The sequence below is a fragment of the Gorillibacterium timonense genome (assembly GCF_001457415.1).
In the GTDB taxonomy this organism is placed as follows: domain Bacteria; phylum Bacillota; class Bacilli; order Paenibacillales; family NBRC-103111; genus Gorillibacterium; species Gorillibacterium timonense.
The window spans coordinates 382,846-403,468 of record NZ_LN881721.1 but is presented as its reverse complement, the minus strand read 5'-3'; the positions used below and the strand labels follow the sequence as shown (position 1 = coordinate 403,468).

Below are 20,623 nucleotides of genomic sequence, written 5' to 3'. Positions count from 1 at the left end.
GTTAACATTTGGAGCACTGCGATATAATACGGCTATCGACTGCCCCACTTGTCCGTACTTGCGGATAAGGGGGCCAGGTCGCAAGCGAATCGAGGTTCGAACCCGTGAACATCAAAAAAATCGCCCAACTGGCTGGAGTATCCGTCTCGACGGTCTCTAAAATTATTAACGATTATCCGGAAATTTCGGAGGATACCAAGCTACGCGTCCGGAAGATCATGAACGACACCGGCTATATTCCCTCCAATTCCGCCAAGACGCTCGCCACCAAAACCTCTCATCTCATCGGCGTCATCTTTGCCGGTAAGCTAAATATCGATATGACCCATCCCTTTTTCGTGGAAGTCGTGAACGCCTTCAAGAAGCAGATGGGGATTCTCGGCTATGACCTGCTGTTCTTCTCGAACGAAAAGTTCCAAGGGCGAGGCGATTACCCGGCGCGCTGCCGCCATTTTCATGTCGACGGCTGTATCCTGCTCTCCGGTGAGGAGCTTGAGCCCTCCATCCGCGAGCTTGACGCGAGTGATATCCCCTGCATGGGGGTGGACCTGACGCTAAGCGGCCCAAATTCCGCCCACATCAATTCCGACAACCGCGAGATGGCGGAGCTTGTGGTCAATCACTTCTCCGGGCTGGGGTATGGGCAGTTGGGCTATCTGGGCAGCACAGAAAGCTCGGAGATGTCGCGGGAACGCGAAGCAGGGTATCGTGAAGCCATGAAGAAACAGGGTTTGCCGATCCGGGAAGAATGGTTTCTTCATGCCGATAGCTTCTACGAGGACGCTGGGTACTGGGCGATGAAGCAGCTTCTGACGAAAGGGCCGCTTCCGCGGGCGATCTGGGCCGCCTCCGATCTTCTCGCCTTTGGCGCATACCGGGCCTTGAACGAGCACGGGCTCCGCATTCCGGAGGATGTCGCACTCGTCGGATGCGACGACATCGAAGCTAGCCGGTATATCCGCCCTTCTCTCACGACCATTCGTCAGGACAAGGAAACGATTGGCAAATATGCCGCTCTCCTGCTTTTTGACTTGATCAACCAGCAGTGCAGCAGCCCCTCTCTTAAAGTTAAGCCTGAGCTTATCATCCGGGAATCGTGCGGGACAACGAAGCGCTCGCAGCGGTAACCCGGTCTTTCTCAAGCCTGCCTGATTAGTCGGTGTCGGCCTTTACTCGGATTGAACATCCGAACAGTCGGTTCGATATTTGAGCGCTACCGGATAATTCTGAACGCGAAAAGCCTTTCTCACCAAATGCGTGAGAAAGGCTTTTTTACCGTGTACCGATGCTTCAGGAGCGGTTGAGTTTGCTCGCTCCTCCCCATCGACTCAGCAGCAATGGAAGGACTCCGCTGTTCCCCCTCACTGGTGCGAAGCCCGGAGTCACTCGACCATCCCGTTCTTGGAGAACACGCTCCAGCAGGGGGTTGGATCAAGGTTCAGGGCATCGCATCTCCGCGAGCTCGGCTGTATAGCTTGTACCAGTCTTCCCGGGTCATCTGCTCCGCCACCTTCGCCGAGTCCTGGCAGGCGATGATCCGTTTCGGGTTGACGGACCCGAGGATCGGTTGAATGTTCGCAGGATGCTTCATCAACCAGCCGAGCACAACCGACTCCGGCGTTGTCTCCATCCGCCCCGCAAGCTCATTCACGAAGGCGGCCGTCCGAGCTGTCGTTTCATCTCCGGGGCTCACCGGCCGGCCGGTATACTTACCTTGCTCCAGCGGCCCCCAGCCCTGAAGCTGAATATCTTCCATCTGACAGTATTCCAGAATGCCCTCGCCAAAATTGACGTCCACGCCATCCCTGCGATTGACCCACAAGCCCTGATTGAGAAAATCGAGATGGCCGAGGCCAAGCCGAAGCTGGTTCACGACAAGAGGCTGGGAGATCGCCCGCTGAAGGAAAATCATCTGCGAAGCTCCCATATTGGACACGCCAAAATGCCGCACCTTCCCAGCGCTCGAAAGCTTGAGGAACGCTTCGGCAATCTCATCCGGCTCCATGAGCGGATCGGGGCGATGCAGCAGAAGAATATCCAGGTACTCGGTTCCGAGGCGCTTCAGAATACCGTCCACGGACTGAAGAATGTGATCCCGAGAGAAATTATAGTGTTCCGGCAATACGTCATCCCGGAGAATAATGCCGCATTTGGATTGCAGGACGAGCTTCTCGCGCATGCCGGGGTGGGCGGCCAGCCACTCGCCGAAGGCGGCCTCCGATTTCGTCCGACAGTAGATGTCCGCATGATCGAACATCGTGATTCCGATCGACAACGCCGCTTCCACCGCCTCTGCGGTCCTCTTGCGATCCTCCGCCGTCAGCGGGACCGGCTCCCAATTCTCGGCCAACCCCATGCACCCAAGAACCAGGCGGCTGTCTGAGACTCCGCGTTTTTGCAAAGGCATAACCTTCATCCCTTCACTCCTCCCATCTTCGTACAAGGACAAGTGCTCGCCCGGCCGCTTCCTTCCTCACTTGGCATGCGGTCTCGTCCCTTCCCTTCATTCTAGCAAAAGGGAACTCCTTCCTGCCAGCGCGCATCTTCGCGGCGGATTCATTCTTCTCTTCCGATCCCGCATGAAATCCGGCTGCGGTTGGAAAACTGAATCGGACAACGCTCTGGATCGGAGGCTTTTATGCGCCGCATTCTTTCCATTTACCGGAACGATCTGAGGAACTTGGGCAAAAGTCCGGCGGCCATCGTCATGCTGCTCGGACTTGCGTTCCTGCCATCCCTGTATGCCTGGTTTAACATCGAGGCCGCCTGGGACCCGTACGGCAACACGCAGGGCATCCGGGTAGCCGTCGTCAATGAAGATTCAGGAGCCGAGATTCTTGGTCAGCCGGTCCGGCTCGGCGATGAGATCGTGTCCTCTCTTCAGAATAATCATCAGATTGGCTGGATCTTCACCACGGAGGAAAAGGCTCTCTCCGGCGTTCATCACGGAGAGTATTATGCCTCTCTGATCATTCCGGAGGCCTTCTCCCGCGACATCTCCTCCGTGCTTACCAAGGAGCCCGTCAAGGCGGAGATAATGTATTATGTGAATGAGAAAATCAACGCCATCGCCCCGAAGATTACGTCCAAAGGAGCGAGCGGCATCATCGAGGAGGTCAGCTCCACCTTCGTCCAAACGGCTAGCGAAGCGCTGTTTCGAATGTTCAACACGCTCGGGGTGGAGCTGGCGCGCGAGCTGCCCGTCATCGAGAAGACGAAGACGCTTGTTTTCCGCCTGGAGGATATGCTCCCTGAGATCCACACGGCGATCGATACCGCGGGGAGCGATCTGGACAAGGCCTCTGGCATCGTCGGCAAAGCGCAGAAGGCTTTACCGGTGGCGAATGACATTCTGGGGAACGGAGAGACGTTTGCAGCCGAAGCGGCGAAGGTGGTCGAGCGCAGCCGTGACGTCCTCGCCGCAGCGAAGCCGTATATCCGCCAGGATCTCACCGTCATCCGCGAAACCGCCGATTCGGTCAAGGCGACGGCGTCGCTCCTGGCGGATGCCGCGGCTGAACCGAAGCTGGTGGATGACACACTCGCGGCGGTGATCAAGAAGCTGGAAGGCGCAGCATCGCTCACCCAAGGGGTGCGAGACTGGTTCGCCGGGCTCGATCGCTTTGCCGCAGGCGGCGCATCAACCGGCGGTACCAGCGCCTTCCACACGGAGCTTGCGTCGCTCGATCAGCTCACTAGCCGAATCCAGGGGGAGCGCACGCTGCTCGGCGAAATCCAGGACAGCCGCAAGCAGGGCAAAGCCATTGCGGCAGCTGTCCTCGACAAGCTGTCCGATCGGGCCGGCGAAGTTTCGCAGATCAGCGGCAGCCTCGCCGACCGCTTCGACTCGGACATCGTTCCGAAGGTAAGCTCCGCTTTTGATAGGGCGGACAAGACGATTGCCGAGACCCGCAGCCTGCTGAACGAAGCCGTTGCCGCGCTGCCCGACATTCAGAAGATTCTTCAGGATGCGGCATCCGGTGTCGCCTTCGGCACCCGTGAGTTGGCGGAGGTGCGCAAAGCATTCCCCACCGTCGAAGAGAAGCTGCACGGTATTGCCGACCGGATTCGCGCCTTTGAGCAGCGGGGAGACATTCAGGAGATCATCGATCTGCTCGTGAACGACTTCGAGAAGAAGAGCGATTTCTTCGCCCACCCGGTCTCCCTCGTCGAAAACAAGCTTTATCCCATTCCGAATTACGGGTCGGCGATGTCGCCCTTTTTTACGACACTGTCTCTATGGGTTGGCGCCCTACTCCTCGTTTCTCTGCTCTCCGTCGAGGTTCAGGATTGCCCGGGAGGCTGCCGGGAATATGAGGTGTATTTTGGCCGATACCTGATCTTCCTCCAGACGGCACTGCTTCAAGCACTGTTCGTCACGCTGGGGGACATCTATCTGCTGAAGGCGTATGTCCATGATCCGCTCTGGTTCGTGCTTTTCGCCCTGCTGCTCAGTTCCGTCTTCATGCTGATCGTCTATACGCTGGTGTCCGTCTTCGGCAATGTGGGCAAGGCGATGGCGATCGTCCTCCTCGTGCTGCAGTTGGCCGGATCGGGAGGAACCTTTCCCATACAGGTGACGCCGCCGTTTTTTCAAGCGATCTATCCCTATTTGCCCTTCACCTACGGCATCAGCATGATGCGGGAGGCGACCGGCGGTATCCTCTGGGATATCGTGCAGCTCGATTTCCTGCGCATGGCCGTGTATGCGGGGGTGGCTCTGCTTCTCGGGCTGGCGCTCAAAGCCCCGATCAACCGGGCCTCCTCGTCACTCGTCCGGCAGGCGAAACGCAGCAAATTGATCCATTGAACCATTTGCTCATGAGATGGCAACAACGGAGCCTTCCGTTTCGTCTATTCCGTATAACGGCCGTAGACCGTGATCTTCTGTCGAATCGGGAGGGTTCCGTTTTGAAAAAGTCCATACTCTCATGCTATCTCCTGGCGGGTATCCTGCTGCTGTCCGGCTGCGGCGGCAGCGTCGGTCAAGCAGGCGCTCCGGCCTTCGATCCGCCGGAGGAATCCGTCGCAGCTATCGGTTCTGCGGAGGACGGAACAGCCGCCGCTCCGGCTTCCCCGCCCTCCGAGCCCGCCTCTGGAAGCAAATCCTTGGCATCGGTCGGCGTTACTGCGTCAGCCTCTCCTGCAGACGCTTCCTCTCAACCTCCCGTTTCCTCTGCGCCCGCATCTGAACCGGCTTCTCCCGGAGAGGAGAGCAGCTACTCCTGCGGCGAGCTGACATTGGGAGAGGGAGACGCCGCCGTCAAGCTGCCGCTGTCCTGCATACGCGGGACGTATGGGCTCGATGCTCCCCGAACGCAAGAGCCGCCCTCCCCGATTCAGATTGATGGGTATTCCGTCTCGCCCGCTATGTCCGCCAAGCTTGCCGGCTATTGGTTGAGCGAGGGCTGGGATGATCCCGCGCGGGGGCTCTTGCTTCTCGCCCCGAACCATTGGACCGTGCGCCAAGGGGAAATCGGCGCAAATGGGTCCAGCGCAATCCGGGTGGAAGATCCCCGGGACTCGAATCAATACGTTCGCTTCCAGGATGACGGGGCATGCGTCGGCTGCATCGCAAGCCAAATCGGCGCCTATTTCCCCGAGCTTCGAACATGGGCGGAGGAGTCGGGTTTCCCTCCGCTTAATACACCCGACTTTCAAAAGCAGTCCTTGCTCAACCCGAACTTCATGTTCTACAGCCGAGAACCCAAAGCGAAGGAGCTTGAAGTCCTTGGCGTCGCTTATCAGGAGCATGATGGAGATCCCGTCTTCCGTTCGTTTGAGGTACAGTTGCCAGTCTCCCGTCACGACGAAGCGATTGCTCTACTGCAATTCTTCCTCTTTCAGAACGGGTATTCAGGAGAGCCTTTGAAATAGCGCCACTCGCGGCAAGCAAAAGAACGGGATGCCCCCGGATCCAACCGGAAGCTCCCGTTCTTTTATCATTTCAACCCCGCCACCGTACCGATCGGTCAGGGGGCCGTCACTTCGCGGATAACCACATCCCGGATATAGAGGGTATGCGGACTGTTCGGAGTTCCCGTGACATTGCCGATCAGGAAATTCAGCTTGGCCGTGGAGCTAGTGGCGGTGAACGTCGCTGTATAGACACCCTCCTGACTGGTCAGCGAAAAGCTGCCCAGCCCTTTTCCCACCTCATACTCGGCCATGATGGACCGGGCGAGGGTTGAGGAGGCTTTGAAGGAAACCTGATAGGTCTTGCCAGCGATGATCGGTATTCCCTCCTGATGGAACTGAATCGACCAGTTTTGCGGGCCTGTGGCGGAAATATCGATCTTAGCGCCGCTCGCCTCATACGAGACTGCCGCCGCTCCACCGTCTCCCTCCCAGTGCTTCCAGTCCCCCGAATCGGAGGTGAGCGATCCGTTCAGAACCAAGTTCCCATCCGCGTCCCAGATCGGCTGCTTGAGAAGGGCATCCTTGTAGCCTTCTGCCATGACCTTAATCTGATACGTGCCGGATACGGGGAAATTGTCCCCTTTTACAACGAGCATTCCGCCGTCAAAATAGACCGATTCCGTTACCGTTCCGTTTACGGATACGCCGGTCACCGCGCTCCGCCAAGCTTCGTCACCGTCATACCCGATCTCGACATTCGTTCCCACGATGGGGTGTTCAGGACCGGACGTGAGCTTGGGAGCGGCCTTAAGCGAAGAGGGCAGGCTCGGAACCTGTGCCAGCCTAACATTGTCGATCCACACCGTATGGGCATCGATTCGGCTGTCCTCAGCAGGTATCCGGCCGAGGCCGAGCATGAATTTATACGTACCGTCAGAGGAAACCTCGGCATAAGTCCGGTACGTCTTCCATTCGGTGCCGACCTCCACGGTTTGTTTGCCGGAAGCGCCGCCGACGAGCTCTGCGTAGAGAGGCCGATCGATCGTCGCCTTGGCATCAAACTGGATCACATAAAACCCTTTGGTCATTAGCAGCCCGGTCTGATACAGCTGGATTTGCCAATAATCCCAGCCGACCTGCTTCACATCCGCCTGCATTATTCCATCCTCGACACGAACATCGGCTAAGCCTGCCCACTCCTCATACTGACCTTGATTATGCAGCTTCCACGGCAGAGGATCATCCTCAGAGGCTCCAAAAGCCGTGGTGTTGGCGAAGCTGCCGTCCGCAAGCAGGCTCGCTCCAACCGGAGCGAAGCTGACATTATCCAGGTGCAGCTGATGAGGCACCGGCAAGGAAGCATCGCTGTTCGCTTTGCCATAACCAAAGATAAGGCGGTAGTCCCCGGCGGGAACCTGAACCTGCCATTCGAAGGTCTTACGCTCCGGCGTTATCTCGTAGGATTGCTGCGGGAGGCTATCCGTTCCGTTTCGTCCCTGCAGCTCTACCCGAATGCTCCGGTCGACCGTCGCGCTTAAGTCAAAGCGGACTCGATAGGTTCCGGCTGGGACGGCATCGATGTCCTGATAGAACTGGATATTCCACCAATCCTGGCCCAGATCGGTTACGGTCGCGTCCGCTATGCCGCTCTCCACCGCGAAATCCGCCGAACCGGAATTGCCGCTCGATGCATGGTTATACACGTTCCATCCGGTTAAATCCTGATCGAAGGTGCCATTCACGATCTGACTTGGCGCAAGCTCGACCCATTCGGCGGGCTTGGCGACATGGATCAGCTTCACGCTATCAATCGTGACAGTGCCTGGGGTGCCTCCGAGGAGAAAGCGGAAAACGCCTTCGCTCGCAACCGCTTGCGGCAGAGTCAGCTCGACCGTCTGCTCGGTCATCGCTTCGGTGAGAGCGACCTCCGAATCGGCGTAGATGGCCGAACCGGACGGCTCCGTAAGCTGAACGCGGATCGTCCTTGGGGCCGAAGCCTTGGCCTGGAAGGAGAGCTGGTACTCCCCTTTCGCCGTCAGCTTCAATCCAGCTTCGGACAAGATCGCGTCACTTTGCTGCACGGATTCTTCCGGCAGGGTAACTTCCAACTGCCGATGAGTAGGATTGACGGAAGCCGCCGCGCCTTCCACCGCTTTGGTGAAGGTCCAATAAGTCATCCGGTCGATGCGCCCCAAATCGAAGGAGCCGTTGTAGAGCAGATTGCCGTCCTTCAGCGGGGTTTTCATCGCATTTTCCTTATACGGGTCAACAGGCTCGATCTCCTGGATGCGGACATTGCCGATCCAGACGGGGTTGGCATTCAGCCCCATGCTCAGCTCCAGCCGCGCCAGACGGTCCGTATCCGGCTCCATCTGGAACATGTACTCGTAGGACTGGATTTCGTCCTTCAATGCAGCCGAACCGCTGTAATAAGTGGTGTAGCCGCGGCTCGGACCGCCGCCGACCTTGAAGGTCAGGCTGCGGGTGGCGGATGACTTGGCGTCGAAAGTCAGCTTGTAATAACGCCCTTTTACCGCCGTGAAATTCTGAATCAGCTGGATGGCGTACGACTGATTGCCGGGTTGGGCAATGCTCACCTTGGCAAAGGCTTTTCCATCCAGGAGCACTTTCTCCGCCGTCGCATTCCCGCCGAATTCCGTCATGGCGACAAGATTCCAGCGCGCCGGATCGGTGACGTCGTAGGTTTCGAGCGGAGTCGGCATAGAAGTGACTTTGTTGAAGCCCTGCTCGTACTCGGCGTCATACAGATAGTTGCCATCCGTGGTCGGCAGCTTCGCATTCTCCGGAAGCTCACCGACGGGAATGGCCGGCTCAACGGGGGCTGGATAAGCACCGTTCTTCGGTTGATAGACGCGGACATAGTCGACTTCCATCTGATTCGGGAACAATTCGGGTCCGGGAACGAGATTTGAGACGTAATTCCCGCCGACGGCCAAATTCAATATCAAATAAAACGGTTGATCGAAGGGCGCGGGATGCGCGTATTTGGCCGGTTGACCATCCCCCTTGCTGTTCCAGTTGGTTTGGGTGGAGTAGAGCTGATCGTCCACGTACCAACGGATCGCATTCGGCTCCCATTCTACCGCATACGTATGGTACCCGGTGAACGATTCGCCTTCGGGGAAGGTATAGGATCCGGTCGCCGATTTGTTGTTCGGCCACACTTGACCATAGTGGATGGTCCCCTGCACTTCCTGCGGGTTTTGGCCGCGCGCTTCCAGGATGTCGAGCTCTCCGGAGGTCGCCCATTCCCCGTACACATTGTCCTTCGGCATCATCCAGAAGGCCGGCCAAAAGCCCTGCCCGGCCGGAAGCTTCATGCGCGCTTCGAACCTGCCGTAGGTTTGGGTGAACGTATTGCCGGTATACAACCGGGCAGAGGTATAAGGCTTGCCTTGGTAGCCGTCATTAATGGCGGTGATGATCAGCTTACCGTCCTTCACCTGGGCATTGTCCCGGCGATAGTACTGCTGCTCGTTATTGCCCCAGTCCGTCAGGCCGTATTGCGCGCCCGTTCCTTCCTGATAGCCCCACTTTGTCAGATCCACCTCGGCCCCATCGAATTCATCGTTCCACACCAGCTTCCAGTCCGCGGCAGGACTCGTGGTCGGGGTTGCGGTGGGGGTCACTGTCGGCGTCACTGTTGGAGTCGCTGTTGGTGCTATTGTCGGCGTTGCTGTTGGTGTCGCTGTCGGCGTCTCCGTCGGAGTTGCAGTTGGCGTTGCTGTTGGTGTTACTGTCGGAGTTTCCGTCGGAGTTGCCGTTGGCGTTGCTGTTGGCGTCGCCGTCGGGGTTCCCGTTGAGCCTGGCGTCGATGAAGGTGCAGTGCTTCCTCCGATCACGGTGGTGTAGCCCTTCCCCCGCTTCACGCCATTGATCGTAGCGGAGTCTCCGATAACCGTCAGGTTTTCGACGCTGCCCTCCACGGTCACAACGGCTCCATCCCCTACCAAGACCTGCCCGAACGATCCGATCAGGCGGACGTTCACGTTGGCCGCAAGAGTAACCTTGCCAAATCCTTTCCCAGCTGAAGCTTTGCTTTCGAGAACGGCATCGGATTCAACCGTCAAAGCTTCGATGGAGGATGTACCCTCCAGAGCGATACGGGCGGAGCCGCCCTGTCGGCGAATGACCATCTCGGCAAGCGCGGAGTCCTTCAGAACAAGACCGGGTTCTCCGCCGCCATTGATATAGGTCTTGCCCTTTACCTTCACGCCATCCAGGTGAACGCGGCCTTCGCCGATACCCGGAGCGAGGTACAGATTTCCTTGAATGACCAGGTTCCGCAGAAGCGCATCCTCCGCGTTTACAATCACACTGTTGTTAGCGCTTCCAACTGCAGGCGAGGAAGACGTCACCCAGCGTCCGACGATCCGGTCGAGGATCACGGCGAGCTGGCCGCGAGTCAGCCCATCGTTCGGCAGAAACTTTCCAGCGCTTCCTTGGATAAACCCGAGCCGTACAAATTCTTGCACGGCAGCTTTGGCATAGGGAGCGATGGCCGCATCATCGGAGTAGCTTGTCGCCGGTTCAGTAGCCGCAAGGCCCGAATCGAACTGATAAGCCTTATTCAGTACGACTATCGCCTCCTGTCGGCTGACGACTTGATTCGGCTTAAACGTACCGTCCGAATACCCCTCCATTAGGCCTGCAGCGTGCAATCCCTTGAGGTCGGAAGCATACCAGGCCGCTGCCGGCACATCGGAATACGGCAGCTCTTCGTTGCCCGGGTACCCGAACAAGCGCTGCAGCAATACAGCGAATTCCGCGCGGGTCAAAGCTTGATCCGGCCTTAAGCTTCCGTCGGAATAGCCCTTCAGCAAGCCGGCTCGCTGCCACTTGGCCATTGCTTCGCTTGCATAGTGGTTCCCGGAGCCGGGGACCGCTGCTGCGTCCGCTGCAGCCGTTACCGGCAGGAGCGGAGGAACCAGCAGCAAGAAAGCCAGCAGCAGATGAGTGATGCGTTTGTGCAAAACAATCATCCTCCTTTTGTCTCGTTTCAGGATCAAAAAGGCAAAATCAAAAGCTAAAGAAAGCAGTTTCGCTAAATTATCTTATCAATTGGAAACCACTCCGAATAGGCTCCTTTTTTTGGAATAGGGATGATAATTTCGGAATTTGAAATCGCTTCCACAAATGCGAACACAAAAGAGTGTCCCAAAAGATAACCTTGGAACACACTTAGATTCTCTATACGGTGACATTTAAAAGGAAACCAAGTAGCTAAGCGAGAACAAGCCGCTTAGCTACTTGGTTTTTGTTGTCTACTTCAGCCTTTATGAGTTGATGCAGGCAGGGGAAAGCTCTCCAATCTCCAGACTTACGTCCGGCAAGTCTGGAAGCAGGAACCGCTCAAGCATCGGCTGTTCTCCAGCGGATTCGACTTTAACGGAAGCAGCAGCTGCTAATCAGCTCAAAATGGCACTCTTCTCCATCTGACGGAAATGGACGCCGCTATTTGGCTTCCTTTGGCGTGCTAATGGGCGATTTGCCCCCATTAGCGGCGTGCAGTTCCGCTAGAATTTCAAACCCCTACCTATCGACGAAATAGCGGCCGTGGCCTCCATTAGAAAAACAGCACCAGAGCAGCCTTGGATTAACCCCTTGGTATTTCCACTGGAAAGCCCGATCATGTCTTTGAAAGCACTCCCCTGATCGATCGGTGGCTTTCGTACACCCACAAGGCCGAAATTACGAGAGCGCGCTCCGGGCGGCCAGGATGTACTTGGCCTGATCGAGCGGATTCACTCCCCGGCGCGCTCGCTCGGCGTGAACATCCGGCGGACACTCCCGATACCCGGCATACGAGCTGGACCAGATGCCCCTCCCTTTGGTGAGCGAGCCGATCCGCGCCGGGAAGTCCAGGGAGGTGGCGAGCGGGACCGTGCCGGTGATCTCCATCCTCTCCCCGTGAAGCTCAGGAGCGGAGAATTCGCCTCGCATGACCACGAGCTCGTTCATCAGCTTCCCGCCGAATTCCTCCGGTACAGACAGACGAAACCGCAGCATCGGCTCCAGCAGACGCACTCCGGTCTCCGCAAGTCCGTTCATAATTCCCATCGGCGTCGCCACGACAAAATCGAGCGGGTGCGTATGCCAGACATGATGCTCCCCTTCCAGCAGCGTCACCTTCACATCGGTGACCTCCCACCCGAACAGCCCTTGCTGAAGGGCTTCGGGCACCCGGCGGGCCACTTCGTTCTGATAGCTTTCGAGCAGCCTCTCCGGCCGGGCGAGCGACCGGTAAACGATACCGCTGCCGCGTTCGCCCGGCTCGATGAGAAACCGCAGGATTGCCCAGCACGGCTTCGGCATCGTGTAGGCGATGAAGCCTTCTCCCGTCCGGGCGGGTGTCTCCTTGTAGATCACCGAAGGCGCTCCAAAGCGGACATCGAGCCCGAATCGGCTCTTGACCAGCTCTGTCAGCACCTCGATCTGGATCGGACCCATCACTTTGAGATGGAGCTCACGATCCTCTTTTATCCACTGGAGATCAAGCAGCGGGTCCTCGTCGGCCAGCTCCTGAAAAGCGGCCACCACCGCCATGTAGTCCGCAGCAGGAGGCCACTCGACCTGCACCGTGAGGAGCGGAACCGCGAGCGTTTTTCCTCCCGGAACCTCCGCTTCCGCCCCGAGGACATCGCCGATCCGGGCACGGGACAAGCCATACACCGCAGCGATATCTCCTGCTTCAAGAATGCCGAGGTCCTCCGATCGGCGCCCTTCCACGCGGCGGATTTGCGTCGCCTTCTCGGCAAGCTCCTGCGTCTGATTGTGGACGCTGTCCCGGTTGCGAATGGTTCCTTCATACAACCGCACGTAAGCGATCCGTCCCATGGCCGGGTCCTTTTCCAGTTTAAAGACGACCCCCGCCAAAGGAGACGTCGGGTCGCCCGAGGGGCATGGCAGAAGACGGGCAAGGCCGTCCAACAGCTCGCGAACGCCGATGCCCCGGGCCGATGCGCCGAACAGCACCGGAACGATCCGGCGGCGGCGCGTCAGCTCCGGGAGACGAGAGGCGAGTTCATTCGCGCCGATCTCCCCCTCCTCCAGGTACCGGACGAGAAGCTCTTCGTCCGCCTCCGCCGCCGCTTCCAGGAGCAGCGTGCGGTAAGGCTCGACTTCCCAGCCTTCCTCGACCTCCCGCCCCTCGTCCGCACGCAAGCACTTGTCGGAAGGCAACACCAGTCCTTCCTCTTCCGAAGCGATCCCGCCCCCACCATCGAGGAACTTGGCTAGCGGGGCAACACCGGCGAAGCCTCCCTCCGCTCCGCATGGCGCTTGAAGAGGAGCGGCATTCGCTCCGAGAACCCGGTGAATCTGCCGCAGAGTTCCTTCGGGATCGGCTCCGATCCGGTCCATTTTGTTCACATAGATCAAGGCCGGAAGTCCGCGTTCACAGAGCGCATCCCAGATAACCTCCGTCTGGGCCTGCACCCCCTCCACGGCGGAGACGATCAAGATCGCTCCGTCCATGACCGACAGCGACCGCTCCACCTCGGCAAGAAAATCGACGTGACCCGGCGTGTCCACCAGGTTGATGAGCGTATCACCCCACTCCAGCCGGGTAACGGCCGCTCGCACGGAGATGCCTCTCTCCCTCTCCACGTCGAGAAAATCCGTCTGCGCCGTGCCCGCATCGACGCTGCCCAGCGTGCGGATGCGCCCGCTCGCATACAGCATCTGTTCCGTCGTGGTCGTTTTGCCTGCATCGACATGCGCAAAGACGCCTACGTTACGCAGGCGTTTTTGCAGAGGAGCTCCGGCTCCGTGGCTCGTATTCGCAATCATCCCGTTCATCCGGCCCTACCTCTTTTCTAGCTGTTGGCTCTATTGTACCGGATGGTCCTTATGCGAGTCCATGCAAGCCTTCTCTCTGCAGATTTTGCGGATCATACAGATCATATAATTCAATCCATTTAGGCAGTTTAGGCAGACAAGTTCAGGCGAGATGAACTTCGCCCGTTCACATCTCCTTGCGGTTAAAGTAGAAAAGACCGGATGCCAGGAAAAGGATGGTTCCTCCCGCGATGACGATCAGGACGGTAGACAAGCTCAAATTCAAAGCGGCGAACGTTTCGTGTCCAGCTATACGCGGCATCATCGCCATAAACGGCTGCGCCCACGGATACCAAGGGCTGAAATCCTTGGAGTTCACCACCAAAACATTCGGGATGGTCAGCATGACGTTCAAGGAGAGCGGACCGGCAAAGCTCGTCCAACCGACCGAAACGGCAAGCTGCAGAGCAGCGATCGGCAAAGCCCCGAGCAGGCCGCCTCCAATCCCGCCAAGAACGGTTTGCCAAGGGAGGCTTCCCAACGATAGACCGAGGAGTTTTCCCCCTCCCAGATAAAAGCCGAGGAACAGAAGCTGCATGGCGGCAACCAGGATCAGCACCAGCGTCAGCTTGGCGAAATAGACTGCCGTCCGTCGGACGGGAAGTGCCATCAGCTGCTTCCATCCTCCGTCCAGGTGCTCATAGCGGCAGACGAACGCGGCGAAGATTCCGGTAAAAAGCGGCAAAAACAGCAACCCCTGTCCCGACGCCATATTGAGGAACAGCCCCAGCCACTTCTCATTCTCATTCGCTACCCCCTCCAGATCCAGACTGCCGAGGAGAGTGCTGAGCAGAGGTCCGACCAGAACGAGCAGCCAGATGGAGGATTTGCCCAGCTTGCGCCATTCCGAGGTTAAAACCCTTCCGTACACCCGCATGTCAATTCACGTCCTTTCGGATAAAATGAGCGCAACCGAGTACAAATAACGGTACACCGGCCAGTATGCCAGCGAAGACGGACCATTCCGGCTTGCCCGTATGATTCTCTAGCAGCGGCCACTTCCAGATGACCCAATCCGGAAGCATACCATACATACCTACAACACAGCCGAGAATGCCCACTGTAAGCGATATCGCCTGGTTTTTGAAGGCCACGGACAGCCCGTACTGCAGAACCAGGCAGGCGAGACCGGCCGGCAGCGGGAAGAAGGCTGTTCGGGCAAGCAGAGCGAGCGGTGGAAGCCAGCCGAATCCGAGCAGACCCCCGAGCAGCCAAATGCCGCCAAACAGCAGCAGGCAGGAGAAAGCAAGCAGGAGAACAAGAAGGATCAGCTTCGAAGTGAAGACGCTGAAGCGAGAAACGGGAAGTGCCAGCGTCTGCTTCCATGCGCGCGTCTGATGCTCTTGACCGGCGAACTGGGATGCCAGGAGCGCCATGCCGAGCAGGAGGGCGAGAAAGCTGAGATAAAGCGTATTCTCAATCAGCCCCTCCCAGAGCTTTCCCTCGTATACCTTCGTTAGATAATCGTAGCGGAGGCCAAAGTTGAGAGCGGTGAGGCTGACGACCCCTACCGGCCCCAGAACCGCAAGCGGCACCGCCATCGTTCTCCGAAGCTTGAGAAGATCGGTGGAGAAGACGCGACCGAGCATGCCAAGAGTAGATGTCCGGCTCACAAGCTGTCGCCTCCCACCAGATCGAGGAACAGATCCTCCAAGGATTTGCGGATCTCCTCCACCCGGTATACCGAATGGCCCTCTTGAACCAAGTGAGCAACCAACCGCCCGATCTGCTCATCCGACAGCAGGTCCAGATAAAGCGCTCCGTCCTCAAGAACCGCCCGGCTGTCATATCGCGCAATCGTCAACCGGGCCGTCTCGGGATCGCTCACCGATAGACGAAGCTGACTGGAAGCCTGCCTTTTCAGCATCTCGATGCTGTCCTGGAAGATGAGCTGCCCCTCCCGAATGATGCCCACCCGATTCGCCATATGCTCGATTTCGCTCAGCAGATGGCTCGAGATCAGCACGGTGACGCCGAACTCCTTCGGCATGCTCTTGATCAGCTCGCGAATCTCGTGAATGCCTGCCGGATCGAGGCCATTGGTCGGCTCATCGAGAATGAGCAGCTCCGGATTCCCAAGGAGCGCCGCAGCGATGCCGAGCCGCTGCTTCATGCCGAGCGAGAAGCCCTTCACCGGGCGCCGCTCCTCTCCCGTCAGGCGGACGATCGCCAGCACCTCATCAATGCGGGATACGGGAACGTCCAGAATGCGGCGAATCGTCTCCAGATTCTCGCGGGCCGTCAGATGCCCGTAATAGGAAGGGTATTCCACCAGCGAACCAACTCGCCTCAGGATATCCAGCTTATTCGTGGCAAGGGGCTTGCCGAAGACGTGGACACTGCCCGCCGTCGGGCGGATCAGCCCGAGCAGCATGCGGATCGTCGTCGTCTTGCCGGCTCCGTTTGGTCCGAGAAAGCCGTATATGTCCCCTTTGTTTAAGCTTAAACTGACATTGTTAACGGCAGCCCGGTTCTTATACGTTTTCGTGAGCTGCCGGGTCTCCAATACGATTTCACTCAAGTGTAAGCGCCTCTCTTTCTGTTCTGCGATTGTTCTGCGATCTGTTCACGACTCTCAGTCTATCGCGGTCAGGTTAAAGGAAGAGTGCGCTTCGTTTAAAAAAAGGTTAAAAACCAACACCTGCCTGCGGCAGCGAAATCCCCCATTCTCCGGTCCAACACAAAAAGGAGCTGACCCAAAAGGGTAAGCCCATGCGATAGATCTGATAAGGAAATGCAAAGGAACCTTCAAGGCCACTACATAAGTGGGAATGAAGGTTCCTAATAAAATGTGATCTCACGTATAATGTCGAGCTATACATTCCAAAATGACTTTTGGGATAGCCCCCCGCATCTGGAAATCCGGCAGCCTCCTCATTTCTTACTCGCATGAAAGAGAATGTTGCATTTTATGCACAATTTCACTCCTGATTCCCTATTACTGGCCAATAATGTTGTAATAATTGCATGATTTTCACCATCAAACCAGGTATCGTCTGCAAAATCATGCAATATAAGCAACATTTTTAATAGAAATAGCCTAGTTGTTCCAGGAATGATGCTATTTTTGCATCATTTTCAAAAAAAGACGATTCGAGCTCCATCCTGCTCAGCTACAGAGTAGGTCGTAGACCTTGGCCGCCACACCATGGCGATCCTCTGTCCAGGTTAATTCTCGGAGTAATCCAATGAGCAATCCTCGGAACGAGGTTCGATCTCCTAAAGCCGATCTCGATTGGCAGATCCCGACGAGAAGAGCTACCGCAAATTACCTCGCTTCTCTTGTCGGTCGAATGCGGATCATCGTGCCGTCGGGAGAACTGACCGTCTCGGAGACCAATCCCATCTCGCGGAGCATCAGCTCGACAATAGCCAATCCAAGTCCGGCCCCCCCGCGTTCCGAGCGGGACTCCATGCCCGGTCCGTGGTCGCAGATCTCCACGATTTCCTCCTCCTTGGCTCCGGCCCCCTTGCCGAGCGCAATGAGCCGGATTCCGATGTAACGGCCGTCGGCCGCGTGGCGCACGGCATTCTGCAGAAGATTGTCCAGCACACGGCCCATGAGGTTGGCGTCCACCTGCCAGAAAATCGGGTATTCAGGCGTGTCCAAGTCCAGCTCCATCCCGTTCTGCTCCAAGAGCGGATACCACTCCGCCGCATGCGTTCTCAGCAGCCTCCCCATATCCAACCGCTCAAGCTGGACCGGGTACTTGCCTGCCGCGAGCAGCGTATACGAGAGAAGATCGTCGAGCAGACGCCCCACATCCTCCGCCTTTGCATTCAAGAGCCGAAGCGAATCTCTGCCGCCAGCGGACAGGTTTTCCTTTTCCAGCGAATAGGCGTGGCTTCGCAAGACCGTAAGCGGCGTCCGCAGATCGTGGGACAGGTTCGCGATCAGCTCCCGGCGGAGCTTCTCCTCCTCCGCTTCCCGGGCTCGACCAGCCGCAAGCTCCGTAACCATTCCGTTGAACGCATACTCCAGACGCCCGATCTCATCCTCGCGGCTGATGCTCACCGGCTTCGGAATGCCCCCTCTGTCTTTTCCGGGAATCATCGCCTTCTCCAGCTTCACGAGCCTTCTGCGCAGGCGGAAGAAGAACCACGTCGATATGAAGATAAAGAAGCCCAATAAAATCAACAGCATGACGATAAAGACATGGGCCACGTAGACCGGCACATTCGTTTCCTTGAGCAGGTGAACCGGAACCTGGACAACCATAAAGCCCTGGGTTGTGACATCGCTTTCGGTTTCTTTGCCAATGAATGCGACCACCGTGAACGGGTCGGCGTCGAAGCTCTTTTTCATGAAGGCTACCGTATCACTTGCCGTCCAATGATCGGGGATGGAGGACTGAAAGGGCAGCTCCAGGCGGCTCGTTCCGTTGCCGTCCACCCAGAACATCGAAGCCTCCGGGAATTCATTTTTGAGATCCAGCAGTTTGCTGCTGATTTGAGAAGCTTTCGCATCCTTTAGAGCCGTCGCTTCTCGGTGCCAGCGCTCGGTCATATAGGTTCTGCTTTGATAAGGAGAGGTCGGCTCGTCCTGCCCGGAGACAAAGGGTAAGGAGTAGAGCAGAGAGGATAAGGGGATAAGCAGCGGCCACAGCATGATGGCGGTGAGGAGGATCATCATGTACCGCATCAGCAACGATTTGTACCATTTCGTCCTCATGCGCGCACCCGGTATCCGATTCCCCGGATCGTCTCGATAATCTCCGGCTGTCCCGGGTCCTGCTCCAGCTTCTCGCGCAGGTACCGGATGTGCACCATCAAGGTTTTGTCCCCTTCCAGGAAGGGCTCCTGCCACACCCCTTCATAGAGCTGTTCCTTCGTTAAGATGCGATTTCGGTGCCGTAAAAAGTACTGGAAAATCTGATGCTGCTTCCCGGTCAGTCGGATATCCTCCCCGGTGCGGGAATCGACGATTCGCTCTGCTTCTCCGTATACCTGCAGATGCTTCAGATGGAGCGCCTCCTCTTCCAGCTTGCCGAACCGCCGCATCAGCACCTCAACCCTCGCGGCAAGCTCGTCGGGATGAAACGGCTTCGTCAAATAATCGTCGGCGAACTGCAGTCCCTGCAGCTTGTCCTCGATGGCCGTTCGAGCGGACAGCATCAGCACTGGCAAATCGGGATGAGCCTCCTTCACTCGCCGACCCAATGAAAATCCATCGAGACCGGGAAGCATGACATCGAGAATCACCAGGTCGCAACCCCGCTTGTCCGTGCCTTCTCCCACCAGCGTTTCCTCCAGATGGACGGTCAGCGGACTGCCGTCCGTCAACCAATCCACCTCATACCCGCAGCCGGACAGGTGCTCCGTCACCCAGCTCCCGATCTGCCGATCGTCTTCCACGTACAGGATGCGTTTCTTCAATTGGTTCCCCCCTCAATGCCTTCATTCCCAAGGAAGCTTGTCCGCGCGGGCTTCCCCAGCGAACGGTGAGGGTTCTCCGCTTTCAGTGGAGGAAGTGGCCGCATGGTTCTCGCGGGCCAGCCGTTCCTCCCGCTCACGCCAGCGTTCTTCCCTCTCCTCCACGGTCCGGCGGTCAGCTTCCTCCGCGATGCGGGCGACGACCTCCTCAAACGGCTCCGGGCTGAGCAGCTCGATCGGAGAGATGCCCTTGTCAAAGCGGAAGGCGTCTCCCTCGATGAGCACCACATACCGTCCGTTCAACCTGGCGATGTGAACGCTCTTGCCGTATTCCTCCATCTTGCCCCGGACCGAGATGCCGTCCAGCTTGAAGTTCATCTCATAGTCCGGCTGCGTCTCAACGATGCGCGCAGCGGCATCCGCCACCTGATCGTGGCTCCAGCGTTCCTGAAGCTCCCGCTTTTCTCCCGCGGCCCATATCTCCATGCGCTGCTCTTCTCGCCTGCGCGCGTCCACGGGTGCGGAAGCCGCCCGGTTTCGACCGTCCGGCGAACCCGCTTCACCCAGGCGCACCTCTTCCTCGGATGCCGCAGCCAGGATGCCTTCCGGCGCCGCTCCCGTTTCGTTCTCCGATCCCGCTCCAGCCGCTTCGTCCCAGGGCGGGGTTTCTCCATGTCCAGCTTCGCCCGCCGGTTGTCCGGCATCCAGATCCGTGCCCAGATCCGTACCGTCTTCCTCCGTTTGATAGGAGCCTTCGGAACCATGCCATTTGGCGTCCATGTATTCCTGAACCATCCCGAGCATTTGCTCGGTCACGATGGCCGGCTTCGATTTCTCATAGGTGACGTATTTCAGGAAGTCTTCAAAATAACGAGCATGAGAAGCCTGGTGAATCTTCAGTTCCTCTTCCTCCAGCATCCCCGGCTCCGGCATATAGGGATACTGGATCGACTTGATGCTGCGGGCGCTGATCGCCATTTCCACCTGGGAGACCAAGCTCTTCTCATCCGAAATGCGCGCGATCTTCGGTTCGAAATCGCATTTGAGCACGAAGATAAACGGCTCGTCAAAATACTTGGGCAGCTTCGCAGCCGCTACGATAAAAGCACCTCCGCGCACAGCGCTCGTGTTCAGGTAGGTGCGGATCAGATCATCGCTGACCGCCTGAAACTCCTCCCGGGTCGAGGCCTGCCGAAGGCGTTGAAACAGATTGAAATTGGGGTTGGAGGACGGTTCATAGCCCGGCTCCACAAGAAAGCGGCCGATCTTCGTCGGCGCCTGCTCCGTCTTCGGGTTGCGCTCCGCTTTGCGCTTCAGAATGCGTTCGAGCTCTCCGTGCAGGAATTCCTTCAGCTCGCTATTCTCGTAGCTTTCCCGGTGCAGAGTCTGGAAATGCCGATAGGTCTTCGCTGCCTCCGGGTCTTCGCTCTCGCTTTGAATGACAAAAAAGGACAGGTACTGCATGAGAATGTCCATGAAAATCTCCTTCTGGATACGGGTCAATTCGCCGAAATGGGTATGCTACGAAAAT

At 57.6% G+C, this 20,623-nt stretch carries 12 protein-coding genes and 1 pseudogene; 3 read left to right on the top strand and 10 right to left on the bottom strand.

Features of this window, described 5'->3' with window-relative positions; genetic code table 11:
- Nucleotides 1–104 precede the first annotated feature (104 nt).
- Nucleotides 105–1,127: a LacI family DNA-binding transcriptional regulator gene (locus BN2684_RS03905; protein WP_058300859.1), complete on the top strand. Its 1,023-nt coding sequence runs from the start codon at nt 105–107 to the stop codon at nt 1,125–1,127.
- A gap of 311 nt (nt 1,128–1,438) precedes the next feature.
- On the opposite strand, the gene BN2684_RS03900 is transcribed toward BN2684_RS03905, so the two are convergent.
- On the bottom strand, nt 1,439–2,416 hold the full coding sequence (locus BN2684_RS03900) for an aldo/keto reductase (protein WP_058300858.1): 978 nt from the start codon (nt 2,414–2,416) through the stop codon (nt 1,439–1,441).
- Nucleotides 2,417–2,638: 222 nt separating this feature from the next.
- Here BN2684_RS03900 and BN2684_RS03895 point away from each other — a divergent pair, with 222 nt between their 5' ends.
- Together BN2684_RS03895 and BN2684_RS03890 are read left to right on the top strand one after the other, a co-directional pair.
- Entirely contained in the window at nt 2,639–4,810 is a 2,172-nt protein-coding gene (locus BN2684_RS03895; protein WP_058300857.1) for a YhgE/Pip domain-containing protein, read from the top strand.
- Nucleotides 4,811–4,911: 101 nt separating this feature from the next.
- Nucleotides 4,912–5,877: a DUF4850 domain-containing protein gene (locus BN2684_RS03890; RefSeq protein WP_058300856.1), complete on the top strand. Its 966-nt coding sequence runs from the start codon at nt 4,912–4,914 to the stop codon at nt 5,875–5,877.
- A gap of 95 nt (nt 5,878–5,972) precedes the next feature.
- Here BN2684_RS03890 and BN2684_RS03885 read toward each other — a convergent pair whose 3' ends face one another.
- The 9 genes and pseudogenes from BN2684_RS03885 to BN2684_RS24870 all read right to left on the bottom strand — a co-directional run.
- Nucleotides 5,973–10,853, bottom strand: coding sequence for a carbohydrate binding domain-containing protein (locus tag BN2684_RS03885; protein ID WP_058300855.1), 4,881 nt, complete (start codon nt 10,851–10,853; stop codon nt 5,973–5,975).
- A 718-nt stretch (nt 10,854–11,571) separates the two neighbouring features.
- Complete coding sequence (locus BN2684_RS03880; protein ID WP_058301007.1) at nt 11,572–13,671, bottom strand: elongation factor G; 2,100 nt, start codon at nt 13,669–13,671, stop codon at nt 11,572–11,574.
- A 175-nt stretch (nt 13,672–13,846) separates the two neighbouring features.
- Entirely contained in the window at nt 13,847–14,596 is a 750-nt protein-coding gene (locus tag BN2684_RS03875) for an ABC transporter permease (protein ID WP_058300854.1), read from the bottom strand.
- A 1-nt stretch (nt 14,597) separates the two neighbouring features.
- The gene (locus tag BN2684_RS03870; protein ID WP_234340149.1) at nt 14,598–15,332 is read right to left on the bottom strand and encodes an ABC transporter permease; all 735 of its coding nucleotides are present in this window, start codon (nt 15,330–15,332) and stop codon (nt 14,598–14,600) included.
- A complete protein-coding gene (locus BN2684_RS03865) occupies nt 15,329–16,240 on the bottom strand; it encodes an ABC transporter ATP-binding protein (protein ID WP_058300853.1) in 912 nt (303 codons plus the stop codon). Before BN2684_RS03865 ends, BN2684_RS03870 begins: the two co-directional genes overlap by 4 nt.
- Nucleotides 16,241–16,987: 747 nt before the next feature.
- Nucleotides 16,988–18,391, bottom strand: coding sequence for a sensor histidine kinase (locus BN2684_RS03860; protein ID WP_058300852.1), 1,404 nt, complete (start codon nt 18,389–18,391; stop codon nt 16,988–16,990).
- Nucleotides 18,388–19,095, bottom strand: coding sequence for a response regulator transcription factor (locus tag BN2684_RS03855; protein ID WP_058300851.1), 708 nt, complete (start codon nt 19,093–19,095; stop codon nt 18,388–18,390). The genes BN2684_RS03860 and BN2684_RS03855 overlap by 4 nt, the downstream gene beginning before the upstream one ends.
- A gap of 21 nt (nt 19,096–19,116) precedes the next feature.
- Nucleotides 19,117–19,578, bottom strand: coding sequence for a DUF3898 domain-containing protein (locus tag BN2684_RS24875; RefSeq protein WP_234340165.1), 462 nt, complete (start codon nt 19,576–19,578; stop codon nt 19,117–19,119).
- Between the two features lie 240 nt (nt 19,579–19,818).
- Nucleotides 19,819–20,568, bottom strand: a pseudogene (locus BN2684_RS24870) (DUF3900 domain-containing protein); the annotation flags it as partial.
- Nucleotides 20,569–20,623: the final 55 nt, after the last annotated feature.